Origin of the sequence: Aquipluma nitroreducens (genome assembly GCF_009689585.1) — a bacterium.
Classification (GTDB): domain Bacteria; phylum Bacteroidota; class Bacteroidia; order Bacteroidales; family Prolixibacteraceae; genus Aquipluma; species Aquipluma nitroreducens.
The window spans coordinates 2,514,121-2,527,501 of sequence record NZ_AP018694.1 but is presented as its reverse complement, the minus strand read 5'-3'; the positions used below and the strand labels follow the sequence as shown (position 1 = coordinate 2,527,501).

The 13,381-nt window shown below is 42.7% G+C and carries 9 protein-coding genes; 6 read left to right on the top strand and 3 right to left on the bottom strand.

Going from position 1 to position 13,381, the window contains the following annotated elements:
- Window positions 1-340: 340 nt before the first annotated feature.
- The 6 genes from AQPE_RS10615 to AQPE_RS10590 all read left to right on the top strand — a co-directional run bounded on the left by AQPE_RS10615 (window position 341) and on the right by AQPE_RS10590 (window position 9,830).
- Window positions 341-1,855, top strand: a complete 1,515-nt coding sequence (locus AQPE_RS10615; RefSeq protein WP_318351032.1) for an MFS transporter — start codon at window positions 341-343, stop codon at window positions 1,853-1,855.
- An 8-nt stretch (window positions 1,856-1,863) separates the two neighbouring features.
- Window positions 1,864-2,535, top strand: a complete 672-nt coding sequence (gene pgmB / locus AQPE_RS10610; protein WP_318351031.1) for a beta-phosphoglucomutase — start codon at window positions 1,864-1,866, stop codon at window positions 2,533-2,535.
- A 167-nt stretch (window positions 2,536-2,702) separates the two neighbouring features.
- Window positions 2,703-5,012: a family 65 glycosyl hydrolase domain-containing protein gene (locus tag AQPE_RS10605; RefSeq protein ID WP_318351030.1), complete on the top strand. Its 2,310-nt coding sequence runs from the start codon at window positions 2,703-2,705 to the stop codon at window positions 5,010-5,012.
- A gap of 208 nt (window positions 5,013-5,220) precedes the next feature.
- Window positions 5,221-7,071, top strand: a complete 1,851-nt coding sequence (locus tag AQPE_RS10600) for a glycoside hydrolase family 13 protein (RefSeq protein ID WP_318351029.1) — start codon at window positions 5,221-5,223, stop codon at window positions 7,069-7,071.
- A 165-nt stretch (window positions 7,072-7,236) separates the two neighbouring features.
- The gene (locus AQPE_RS10595; protein ID WP_318351028.1) at window positions 7,237-8,595 is read left to right on the top strand and encodes an alpha-amylase family glycosyl hydrolase; all 1,359 of its coding nucleotides are present in this window, start codon (window positions 7,237-7,239) and stop codon (window positions 8,593-8,595) included.
- A gap of 152 nt (window positions 8,596-8,747) precedes the next feature.
- A complete protein-coding gene (locus AQPE_RS10590) occupies window positions 8,748-9,830 on the top strand; it encodes a universal stress protein (protein WP_318351027.1) in 1,083 nt (360 codons plus the stop codon).
- Between the two features lie 213 nt (window positions 9,831-10,043).
- On the opposite strand, the gene AQPE_RS10585 is transcribed toward AQPE_RS10590, so the two are convergent.
- From AQPE_RS10585 to AQPE_RS10575, 3 genes are all read right to left on the bottom strand, one after another.
- The gene (locus tag AQPE_RS10585) at window positions 10,044-11,174 is read right to left on the bottom strand and encodes a glycoside hydrolase family 130 protein (protein ID WP_318351026.1); all 1,131 of its coding nucleotides are present in this window, start codon (window positions 11,172-11,174) and stop codon (window positions 10,044-10,046) included.
- 187 nt (window positions 11,175-11,361) lie between these two features.
- Window positions 11,362-12,390 carry a phenylalanine--tRNA ligase subunit alpha gene (gene pheS, locus AQPE_RS10580; RefSeq protein ID WP_318351025.1) on the bottom strand — a complete coding sequence of 343 codons (1,029 nt, stop codon included), beginning with the start codon at window positions 12,388-12,390 and terminating at the stop codon, window positions 11,362-11,364.
- A gap of 102 nt (window positions 12,391-12,492) precedes the next feature.
- Window positions 12,493-13,308 (bottom strand): peptidylprolyl isomerase, encoded by an 816-nt coding sequence (locus tag AQPE_RS10575; protein WP_318351024.1) that lies wholly within the window; start codon window positions 13,306-13,308, stop codon window positions 12,493-12,495.
- Between the last annotated feature and the right edge of the window lie 73 nt (window positions 13,309-13,381).

The following is a 13,381-nucleotide window of genomic DNA, read 5'->3' as shown; positions in this document are numbered from 1 at the left end:
TTGTTCTAAGAGTCTCTGTTTTGCTTGTCAGATAAGGTTTCTGGCAAATTTTAGATTTGGATTATTCAAAAAAGCTTCTTTATATTTGTATCGTTAATTCCGTTTTCTGTTAATTCCAAAACATACTTCATTTGGCTTCCTGAAATGAGTTTCGGGATCGCTTCGATTAATTCCAAACATTAGATGATGTTTTTAGACTGATATTTTTCGATTTCAGGTTAAAGTGTTAAGCCCATTTTCGTGGCATCGGTTTTTGATTGGGTATAAACTTATATCTTAAACGGTTAATCATTAATCGTTAATCAAATTATCTTGCGTCTTAAATCTAAAAATAAACCAAATGAAGAAGAAACCTGCTTTAAGTTTTTGGCAAATCTGGAACATGAGTTTTGGTTTTCTGGGTATCCAGTTTGGCTTTGCCTTGCAAAATGCCAATGTCAGCCGGATATTCGAAACACTTGGCGCCAAAGTTGACGACATACCGATTCTTTGGATTGCCGCTCCGGTAACCGGCTTAATCATCCAGCCGATTATTGGACATATGAGCGACAAAACCTGGAATCGTTTTGGGCGTCGCCGGCCATATTTTATGGTTGGAGCCATCCTGGCATCGTTGGCTTTATTGATCATGCCCAATTCGCCCACTTTGTGGATAGCCGCCGGACTGCTCTGGATGATGGACGCATCGATCAATGTTTCGATGGAACCTTTCCGTGCATTTGTTGGCGACATGCTGCCAAGCGAGCAGCGAACAACTGGGTTTGCCATGCAGAGTTTCTTTATCGGTACAGGTGCGGTTGTGGCTTCGGCTCTTCCCTGGATTTTTACCAATTGGTTTAATGTGTCGAACGAGGTTGTTGCCGGAGAACGCATTCCACAATCGGTAAAGCTTTCGTTTTACCTCGGAGGTGCGGTTTTTCTGATAGCTGTACTTTGGACCGTTTTCTCAACCAAAGAATATCCGCCTGAAGACCTCGCCGAATTTGAAGCCGAGAAAAAGCAGTCGTCAAATGCAGTTGAACATCCAATTATTTCGTCAGCCAACCTGTTACCGGGTTTTATCCGGAATGGTTTAATTTTTCTGGTAACCGGAATTCTGGGAAGCTTGCTAATCCTCCAGATGGGCTGGGAGAAAGAATTGTATGTGCTTTCGGTTGGTCTTGGTACTTTCGGATTGATTTTACTGATTTCGGCCTGGTACACCCGTCAAGGATTGGTGCATAACGGGTTAGTTGAAGTAATTACCGATTTGATGAACATGCCCAAAACCATGAAACAATTGGCAGTTGTACAGTTTTTCTCTTGGTTTGCTTTGTTTGCCATGTGGATTTATTCCACTTCGGCAGTTACCAGTCATATTTACGGAACCAGCGACACTGCTTCGGCTCTGTACAACGAAGGCGCCAATTGGGTAGGAATTCTGTTCGCAACCTACAATGGCTTTGCCGCCTTGGTAGCGTTTTTACTTCCGGTATTGGCCAAATGGACCAGCCGTAAAATGGCTCATGCCATTGCACTGGTTTGTGGTGGAATTGGATTGGCTTCGTTTTACATCGTGAAAGATCCGCATATGCTTGTTGTGTCGATGTTGGGCGTGGGATTTGCCTGGGCCAGCATTTTATCGATGCCATATGCCATTCTTACCGGATCGCTGCCCGCTCAGAAAATGGGAACTTACATGGGAATTTTTAACTTTTTCATTGTGATTCCGCAGATTTTGGCTGCCAGTATTTTGGGGTTTTTTACCAAAGTTTTGTTTCACGGGCATGCCATTTATGCCCTGATTTTAGGTGGCGCTTCATTGCTGATTGCCGCTGCGAGTGTAATGTTTGTCGATGATGTTGATCAAAAATAAATTTGATAATGATTGAAGCTTGTCTGTTTGATTTGGATGGGGTAGTGGTGGATACAGCCAAATACCATTTTATTGCATGGAAGGCTTTGGCCGAAGAACTGGGATTTGAATTCACTCTCGAAGATAATGAACGGTTGAAAGGCGTTAGCCGGATGCAGTCGCTCGATATTTTACTTGAAATCGGTGGTTTACAGTTTTCAGAACCAGAAAAGCTGGCGATGGCCGAAAAGAAAAACACGCTTTATGTATGTTACATCGAAAAGATGACGCCCGAAGAAACGTTGCCGGGAGTGGAGAAATTTCTTCAGGAATTAAGAAATGCCGGAATCGGGATTGCATTGGGCTCGGCCAGTAAAAATGCTCCGATGATTCTGGAACGTATTCAGCTCTCCGGAATGTTTGATGCCATTGTCGATGGTAATTCCATTTCGGAAGCTAAACCTAATCCGGAAGTATTCCTGAAAGGCGCTGAAAAATTGGGTGTTTTGCCAGAGAATTGTGTGGTATTTGAAGACGCTATTGCCGGAATTGAGGCGGCCCAAAATGCCAATATGTACAGCGTTGGAATTGGAGATCAGGAAACCTTGGGTTTTGCCGATCTGGTTATTCCTGGGTTCGAAGGATTTACGGTTGAAAAATTGAAAGCCTGCTTACCTTTTCCGCAAAAGGGGAAAGCTTAGGGCAATAGTGCGTAGTTGGAGTTTGTTGTGAAAATAGAGAAGTAAGATTCTCATTCAAAGCAATATCCTTTGCCGTTGGCTTCAGCCAACGGAGCAGAAAAGATAAAAAAAGGAAACAATTCGAAATTTTACCTGATTCACCTCAGGCTTAATTAATATAAAATCGTATGAAAGATTACATCATACATAACGAGTGGAAGATCATCGAAAAGGGATTTCACAAGGAGGATAACCGCATTACCGAAAGTTTGCTCAGCATTGGCAACGGTAGAACCGGGCAGCGGGCAAACTTTGAAGAGAAATATACCGGTGACACCCTTCGCGGAAGCTATGTTGCCGGTGTTTATTATCCCGACAAAACCCGTGTAGGTTGGTGGAAAAATGGCTATCCCGAATACTTTGCCAAAATACTGAATGCCACCAACTGGATTGGAATTAATGTCGCGGTTGATGGAGAAGAACTGGATTTAAACACGGCAAAAATCAACTTGTTTTATCGCGATCTCGATATGAAATCGGGTTTACTGACTCGTCATTTTGTTGCAGAATTATCGTCAGGGAAACAGATTGAGGTGCATTCCCGTCGATTTTTAAGTATTGCCGATCAGGAAATTGGTGCTATCCGATATTCGGTAAAAGCGCTTAATTTTTCAGGAGAAATTTCTTTTCAGCCTTACATCGATGGTGATGTGGTGAACGAAGATTCGAACTACGATGAAAATTTCTGGATCAGCATTGCGCAGAAAATTGGATGTTGCTCCGGATTCGTTTGTGTGGAAACCAAAAAGACTGCTTTTCAGGTTTGTACCGGAATGAGTTTCAAAACAAAACTGAATAAACAAATCATTGATATTGAAGCGAAAGGAATTGAAAAAGAAAAGTATGTTGGTGCTGAAATGAAGCTTCAGGTAAAACAGGGCGATGAGGTTTGCATCGAAAAGTATGCTGCCATTGTTTCAACACTCAACCACTCCAAAAATAAACTTCAGGAAGCCACTGAAAAAACGCTTAGAAGAGCTTCCGACAAGGGATTTGACAAGCTTTTTGCCGATCAGGAAAAGGCCTGGGCCAAACGTTGGGAAACAAGCGACATTCGTATTGAAGGCGATGTGGCCGCGCAACAGGGAATCCGATTTAATATTTTCCAACTGAACCAAACCTATTTGGGTGACGACGAACGCCTGAACATTGGACCCAAAGGTTTTACCGGCGAAAAATATGGCGGCGTAACTTATTGGGACACCGAAGCCTATTGCTTGCCTTTTACTCTTGGAACAGCGCCGCAGATGGTCTCGAAAAACCTGTTGTTGTATCGTTACAAGCATCTACAAAAAGCCATCGAAAATGCCGAAAAGCTTGGTTTTACCGACGGTGCAGCCCTGTTTCCGATGGTAACCATCAACGGTGAAGAATGTCACAACGAATGGGAAATTACTTTCGAGGAAATTCACCGCAACGGGGCAATTGCCTACGCCATATACAATTACATCAATTATACCGGCGACAAAGAATACCTGGCGCCCTATGGTTTTGAGATGCTGCTTGCTCTGTCGCGTTTCTGGAGCCAGCGCGTAAATTGGTCGGATGAAAAGAAAAAATTTGTCATGTTGGGCGTCACCGGTCCCAACGAATACGAGAACAATGTGAACAACAACTTCCACACCAGCTACATGGCAGTGTGGACCTTAAAATATACGCTCGAAGCTATTGAATTCCTGAAGAAAGAACATCCGATCTTGTTCGAGGATATGGTGAAAAAGCATAAGCTGAAAGAGTTGAACGAAACTTCGCGGTGGAAGAAAATTATTAAGGATATGTATTTTCCTTACGATTTCAACCGAAAAATTTATTTGCAACAAGATGGCTTTCTCGACAAGGAACTGATTCCGGTCAGTCAGCTGAAACCCGAAGACCGTCCAATCAATCAAAAGTGGTCTTGGGATCGCATCTTGCGTTCGCCGTACATCAAACAGGCCGATACTTTGCAAAGTATTTATTGGTTCGAAGACGACTTTGATCGCGAGAGCATCGAACGCCATTTCGATTTCTATGAACCGCTGACAGTGCACGAATCATCGCTTTCGTGCTGCATCCATTCCATTCTGGCTGCGTCTATTGGCCGTCAGGAAAAGGCGTACGAAATGTATTTGCGTACTGCACGCCTCGATTTGGACGATTACAATAATGACACTTGCGATGGACTTCACATCACCAGTATGGGCGGAACCTGGATGGCGTTTGTTAAGGGCTTTGGCGGAATGCGAGTGAAGAATGGAAAGCTAAACTTCAATCCGTTCATTCCTGATGGCTGGAATTCATATTCTTTCCGCCTGAATTTCAGGGAATCGCATCTGGAGTTTATTATTAATCAATCAGATTTCCGCCTGGTCAACCATTCCAAAACAGATATCGAACTGGTTGTTCATGGAAAACAGTACCATTTGCCTGCAAAAAAGGAGTTGACAATCAAGAATTGATATTCAACCCTTTCAGGGTTGTTATGTTGAGGCATTCATTTGCCGTGGGTTTCACCCACGGTTATTCAAATTTAACCCTTGCAGGGTTTTGATTCCTAAGTCCGAAGGACTTGAATCTGAATAACCTCCGGTGAAACCGGAGGGAAAAGACGGACAGCAATGGGAACCCCGAAGTGGGTTCAACAATAAATAAACAAATAGTTACCACATGAGAAAGCTATATCTATTCATTATCAGTATTGCATTCAGCATTTCAACTTTTGCGTTGAATGTTGATCGTGTTGAACCTATGTTTTGGTGGGTTGGTATGAAAAATCCTAATTTACAATTGCTTATTCACGGAAATAATGTTTCTCAATACCAGGTTTCGATCAAATATCCGGGAGTAAAAGTGAATAAAGTGAACAAGGTTGAAAATCCCAACTATCTTTTTATCGACTTGGTTATTGATTCAAAATCGGCCAAAGCCGGAAAGTTTACGATCGACCTGCTGCAAAACGGCAAAACAGAAGGTACATATACCTACGAACTGAAAAACCGCAAACCAGGATCGGCGATCCGGCAGGGGTTTTCTTCGTCTGATGTGGTTTACCTGTTGATGCCCGACCGCTTTGCCAATGGTGATCCAGCAAACGACAATGTCGATTCCCAACCGGAAAAGGCAAACCGTACCATCGATTATGGACGGCATGGAGGCGACATTAAAGGCATCACCGATCACCTCGATTACATTAAACAACTAGGGGCTACGGCTATCTGGAGTACTCCGCTGCTGGAAAACAATTTCGATAAATACACCTACCACGGATATGCCATCAGCGATTTTTATCAAATCGACCCACGCTATGGCAGCAACGACGACTATGCCCGGCTGGTAGATGCAGCCCATCAAAAAGGATTGAAAATCATTATGGATATGGTCTCCAATCACGGGGGAATAGGGGCCTGGTGGATGAAAGACCTGCCCATGGCCGACTGGATACATCAGTGGCCAACGTTTACCCGCAGCAACCATAAAGCGATCACTACCAAAGATATTCATGCCGCCCAATGCGATTTGAAGTTAGATCAGGAAGGTTGGTTTGACACAACGATGCCCGACATGAATCAAAACAATCCGTATTTTTGGACCTATTACATTCAAAATAACATCTGGTGGATCGAATTTGCCGGTTTGGACGGAATCCGGATGGACACTTATCCCTACAACGACCGCGATGCCATGGCAAAATGGGCAAAAGCCATTACGAACGAATACCCTAAATTCAACATTACTGGCGAAACCTGGCTGCACAGTTCCGAAGACATTGCTTTTTGGCAAAAAGACGCCGTTAATTCACTGCATTATAATTCCCAACTGCCTACCCCGATGGACTTTGTAATGAACGATGCCTTGGCAGTTTGTTTCAACGAACAAGGAAATGGTTGGAACGAGCAGGGGATGAGCCGACTTTATAATGATATTTCGAAAGATTACTTGTTTGCCAACCCGAATAACCTGTTGATTTTTGCCGAGAACCACGATACACAACGGTACAACAATACCTTAAAAGGCGACCTTGCCAAATATAAAATGGCTATGTCGTTTCTGATGACAACCAGGGGAATTCCCCAAATTTACTACGGTACTGAAATCGGGATGACAGGCGACAAGAACAAAGGTGATGGAGATATTCGTCGCGATTTTCCGGGCGGATGGGCTGGCGACAGCATCAATGCCTTCATCCCTCAGGCACGCACTTCGTTTCAAAACAGTTACTACGATTTTACAGCTAAACTGCTCAATTGGAGGAAAAACAAGGAAGTGATTCATTCGGGAAAGTTGATTCATTACGTTCCTGAAAATGATATGTATGTTTATTTCAGGTACAACGACAAGGAAAAAGTAATGGTAGTACTGAATAACAACGAAAGCGCTCAAACGCTTAAAACAGATCGTTTTTCCGAGATGATGGAAAATTATACTTCAGGGAAAGAGGTTATTTCAGGGAAAACTTATACAGACCTGAAAAACCTGGATGTACCGGCAAAATCGGCTATGATTATTGAATTGAAATAGGAGAAAGTGATCAGAGTTCAGTCTCAGTTTGCATAAAACGCAAGAAGTCCGGAGACGGAAGTCCGAAGTACCGCACCCTGAGTAGCACAGCGTATCGAAGGGAGCAACACGAATCTCGTAACCCGCAACAAATTTGATAACGACAACATTCTAAAACGTCACACTATGAATAAAATTAAAAACCTGTTCTTTCTGCCTTTACTAGCACTGGCCTTGTTTTCTTGCCAGCCTGCACCGAAAAATCAATCGGTAAAAGCAGATATTTCTGAATGGACAAAAAAATCAGTACTGTACGAAGTGAATATCCGCCAGTACACTCCTGAAGGAACTTTCAAGGCATTTGAAACCCACCTGCCACGCCTGAAAGAATTAGGTGTTGATATTCTTTGGATCATGCCGATTAACCCAATTTCGGTAAAAAACCGAAAAGGAAGTTTGGGTTCTTATTATTCAGTTCAAGATTATAAAGCTGTTAATCCGGAATTTGGTACACTTGAGGACTTTAAAAATCTGGTGAATAAAGCGCACGAATTGGGATTAAAAGTTATTATTGATTGGGCGGCGAACCATACTGGCTGGGACAATCAATGGATTGTTGATCACAAAGACTGGTACACGCAGGATTCGTTGGGCAATGTCATTCCGCCAAATCCTGACTGGTCGGATATTGCTGACCTGAATTTTGATTCGAAACCGATGCGCCGCGCCATGATTGATGCCATGGACTTCTGGGTAAAGAATACCAATATAGATGGTTTCCGGTGCGATGTGGCCTGGGGTGTTCCTCAGGATTTTTGGGAAGCAGCAAAAGCTTCGCTTGATTCGATCAAACCAGTTTATATGCTGGCTGAAGACGAGGACCATCCTGATTTTCTCAAGAAGTCGTTTAAGTCGAACTATGCCTGGAAATTGCATCACCTTTTGAACGACGTGGCTCAAGGCAAAAAAACGGCAGCCGACATTCAGAAATATTACACCGATTCTATTAACAAATATGCGAACGGATCGTTTCCGATGCAGTTTATTACCAACCACGACGAAAATAGCTGGAATGGTACCGAATACGAACGCATGGGCGAGGCCGTTAAAACTTTTGCAACTTTGACATTTACTGTGGAAGGAATTCCTTTGCTATACAGCGGTCAGGAAGCTGGTTTGCACAAGCGGCTGTTATTTTTCGAAAAAGATACCATCAACTGGAGCAATCTGGAGATGCAAAAATTCTTTCAGTTGCTGACTAGCCTGAAGCACAATAATCAGGCTCTTTGGAATGGCAGTGCCGGTGGTTCCATGAATTTTGTGGTAACCTCAGCGCCTGAAAAGGTTTTGGCTTTCACGCGTGAAAAGGATAACAATCAGGTTCTGGCGGTTTTCAACTTATCAGCCGAACCGGTTGAGGCAAACATTCAACTCGCAAAGTCGGGTGAGTATCAGGATTACTTTTCAGGAGAAACAAAAACATTGGAAAACAATACCAATGTAAAATTGGAGAAATGGGGATATAAAGTGTTTATACGAAAATAGGTTTAGGGGTTTATGGTTTAGTTAGTTGGGAAGCTTGTCCGAAAGGGCAGGCTTTTTTATTTTGATTTATATGTAAAAACATGTCTGAATTGGTAACCCTGAAGTCAAATATTTCGAATCAATAGGCAAAACTATTAACTAATCCATATGCCATGGACAATAAACTGATTACCCTTGCTTCACTACCTCACTCACAGGCTGAGATATTACGTTCTCTGTTGGAGTCGGAAGACATTAATTGTTTTCTTGAAGATGCCATGGATACCGGGGTTCGGGTTCGAATTCAGGAGATAGATGCACAACAGGCTTTCCCCATTCTTGAAAGGATGTTGGGAAAAGTTATAGCGGATTTTAAAAAGCGTGAAAACTATGTTTTGATTCCCGTTGATTTTTCAGATTATTCGATAAAAGCGGCTATGGTTGGTTTCGATATTGCTGAAAAGCTCGAATCGAAAATGGTACTTTACCATTCAAGTCCCCGCCCAGAGTTTTTAACGATACCTTATTCAGATGTTATTGTGTACGATTCGGCATTGTTCCTGAATTATGAGATGACAGAAAAAGAAACCAATCAGAAATTTGAAAAGTTCCTAAATAAACTGACAGCGACTATTGACGCAGCACGCTGGAAAAAAGCGAAACCCGAGTACATTGTGAAAATAGGCGAAGCCGATGATGATATTTTGTCCTACATTCAGATTCATCCACCAAGAATGGTGGTTATGGGTATCCGGGGCGAAGACGCCAAATCAGCTGATCTGATTGGTACAACAACTGCCGGAGTTATTTTTAATACCAAGGTTCCGGTTTTGGCCATTCCTGAAAAGACTCCGGACAACTGGTTGAGTCATTTCAAAACGGTTGTTTATGCAACCAACTTTGAGTCGCACGATTTCATTGCGATGGATCGGCTCATCAAATTGGTGAAACCTTTTGGATGCAAAATTATCTGCATGCATGTTAATCAAGGAAATGATGGTAAATTAGACGAGGCCATGCTTGAAGGAATGCGCGAAGCATTGTGTGAAAAGTACCCATATGCAGTTTTCGATTGCCAATTGGTTCACCATAAAAATTTACCTGAAGCTATTGATCAGTTTATTCAGGATAACGGTGTTGACGCTTTGGCACTGACCACACATCGGAGAAACATACTTACCCGTTTATTTAATCCGAGCATTGCACACAAATTACTATTGCATACCAAAACACCAGTGCTTGTATTTCATGCCTAAATGGAACAGTTAGTGCAAGGTCACACCAAATTTATTTCGGGGTCTCATCAGGTTAGGGATGCCGAAACTCCGCCTGCCAAGCGAGCGGGCAGGAAGTTCGGCATGACACGGAGTCAAAAGTTCGGTTTAGTTGCGTAAGGGAGTAGAAAAAGCAAATCCGGTAAAATTTCCCCGTCTGAGAAGATTTTACCGGATTCGCTTTTTTTCGGGCGACTAAAATTTCTGATCGGTCGCAGCCACCCCGATGTACGAGTCGGCAGTGCCATAGTATAAAAACCATTTTCCTTTATAGAAAACCAGACCTTCACCGAATACTGTACCCGCTTTATACTGGCCTGTTTGCTCGTGAGGTAATGTTGGTTTCAGAATATTCGATTCTGAACGACTTAAAACCTTCTCCGGATTAGCAGCATCAATGAGTACTTGTCCCACCGAATATGTTCCTTTAGGTAACTTCGGATCAGCATCTTCGCCATCCGAATTTTTACCATTGTACAAAAGTAAAATACCTTTATTGGTAAGTAAAGCAGGTGGTCCGCATTCGGTTAGTGCGCTATCAAAATAGCCGGTTCGCGGAACAATTACTTTCCGAAGGTCTCCTTTTTCGTCGATGTTTGGATACCAATCGATGAGATTGTCGGACATGGCCAGGTTAACAGCCTTCTCACCCCAATACAAATAATATTTATCCTTGAATTTAGCAACAGTCTGTTTTTCATTTTTCATCTGTGTCACAATCGATCCCGATTTGGTAGCCATATTCAGGAATTTGCCGTTGTATGCTTTGGCAAAGGCCGGGCCTTTCTTTTGCCAGTGGATCAAATCTTTTGATGTGGCTACCGACAGGCGCGGGGTATCGTAATTCCAACTGGTGTACAACATTACAAACAAACCCTCTTCTGTTTCAACAACACGTGGATCTTCGCATCCGCCCATGTGGTCGTATTTGGCAAAATCGTCGTTATCCGGATACAAAACCGGAGTCGGGTAGTAGTCGAAATGAATTCCGTCGGTGCTTGATGCCAAACCAATGCGCGAAGTACGGCCACCTAAAATTGCCTTTGGATTGTCCTCGCAACGGGTCAGGAGAATTACTTTTCCATCGTGAACAATGGCTGCCGGATTAAAAACATCGGCACGCTGCCACTTAACTTCGGCTTTTTTCACAGGGCAGAAAAATGTTTTGGTAGAGTCGGCTCCAAGAATTGGGTTTTCTGCTGGTTTGGTAAATCCGGAAAACCCCCATGAAGTATCCGGCTTGACGTTTTGGCTGAACCCGGGAAATGATGCAGAAACAAAGAACAACAGCATTGCTGAAGCAATAGATTTAGTCCAGATTTTCATATTAAATAGCTTAGGTTTTTCCTGAATAAATTTGTGGTGCGTAATAATCCGAATGGCAAAGATGTGAATTTTAAAATAAATTTTAGGAATTGATCGTCGGAAAATGGATGGAATCAAAACTCGGTTTATAACAAAAATCCCGGCTCTTTCCAGTGTCGGGATTCGTATTTTGCAGATGTATTTTCTTCTAATTGGCCGATTCGAACTGCTTCAGAAAACGAACATCGTTTTCGAAGAAGTGGCGGATGTCTTTGATTCCGTATTTCAGCATGGTAATCCGTTCGATTCCCATTCCGAAAGCGAAGCCGGTGTATTTCTTGCTGTCGATGTTGCAGGCTTCCAAAACATTGGGATCAACCATTCCGCAGCCCAGAATTTCGAGCCAGCCGGTATATTTACATACGTTGCAACCTTCGCCGCCGCAAATCGAGCAGCTCACATCCATTTCGGCCGATGGTTCGGTGAATGGGAAATACGAAGGACGTAAACGGATTTGCGATTTCTCGCCAAAAAGCTCACGGGCAAAATACAACAGTGTTTGTTTCAGGTCGGCAAACGATACATTTTCGTCAACGTACAAACCTTCAATCTGGTGGAAAATGCAGTGCGAACGTGCCGAGATTGCTTCGTTCCGGAATACACGTCCGGGGAAAATAGCACGAATTGGCGGCTGGGTTTTTTCCATCACGCGGATTTGTACGCTCGAAGTGTGTGTGCGTAATAAAACGTCCGGATCTTTTTCGATGAAAAAGGTATCCTGCATGTCGCGGGCCGGGTGTTCCGGTGGAAAGTTCAGGGCCGAAAATACGTGCCAGTCATCTTCAATTTCGGGACCTTCAGCAATAGTGAATCCCAGACGCGTGAAGATGTCGATCATTTCGTTTTTTACAATCGAAAGCGGGTGACGGCTTCCCAGTTTGAGTGGCTCTCCGGGCATGGTCAGGTCAATGCCTGATTCTCCCTGGTCGGCAGCCTCAAAATTATCTTTCAGTTCATTGATTTTGTTGGTTGCAAACTCTTTTAATTCGTTGATGGCCTGTCCAACTTCTTTCTTAATTTCAACAGGAACATCTTTAAACTCATTAAAAAGCTGGCCAACCAATCCTTTTTTGCTGATATATTTAATACGTAATTCTTCAACTTCTTCTTTGGCCGAAACCGAGGCTTGCTCAATTTCAGCTTTTAGTGCTTTTATTTTTTCTAACATTTCATTCATGCTAATAAATTGATCGGCAAAGATAATGATTCATCGAATAAAGTGAACCAAATCTTCGGGAATACTGATTTTTTGAAATGCTCACGGCTTAAAGTACAATTCTTATAAAATTGTTATTGTGAATTTGATGTCTTTTTGCGGGCGATCATATCGATCGGTTGGCTCTTTTGCAATGGCATCCACAACGCCCATCCCTTCAATTACTTCTCCAAAAATGGTGTAAAGATTGTCTAGTGGTGGATAACCGCCAATGGTAGTATAGGCTTTTCGTTGCTCTTCAGTGAATTTGAGTGATGGCAGTTGGGCAACTTCTGCCAAAACTTCTTCTTTTATAGTATTGTAGCGAGCTAACAATTCATCCTGTTTTCCTTCCTGACCGAGTTTATTCAATTCAGGTTCAACCGACTTTATTTTGGATTGCAACATGTTCATTTTTCGTGATTCTTCCAACTTCACTTCCATCGTATCCAATTCTGCTGGTCTGAATACCTTTCCCTGAAGGATATAAAACTGTGAGGCTGAAGATCTTCTTTCCGGATTTGTATCGTCTCCTTGTCGGGCCGCGGCAAGAACACCTCTTCGATGAAAGAATTTGGAATTAATTTCTGCCGGAATAGTATAACCTAAATCTCCGGTACCCAACATCTTACCCGGTTCTGCATTTTTCGAATCCGGATCGCCGCCTTGAATCATAAAGCCCTGAATGACCCGATGAAAAAGCAGATCAGTGTAAACCCCTTCTTTGATTAATTTAATAAAGTTATCGCGGTGAAGGGGTGTTTCATCGTAAAGTTTGATTTTTATATTTCCAAATTCGGTTTTGATTTGAACCATTGTTTCTTTACTTTTTGGCGAAACCCCGCACGACAGGTTTATAAATAAACCTGCAAATATCATGAATAGAGCCAATTTCTTCATTGTCAATTCTGTGTTTTAGTATTATTCTTTAAATCACTCTTGAAGCAAAGATAAGCAATCGCTCACATTGCAA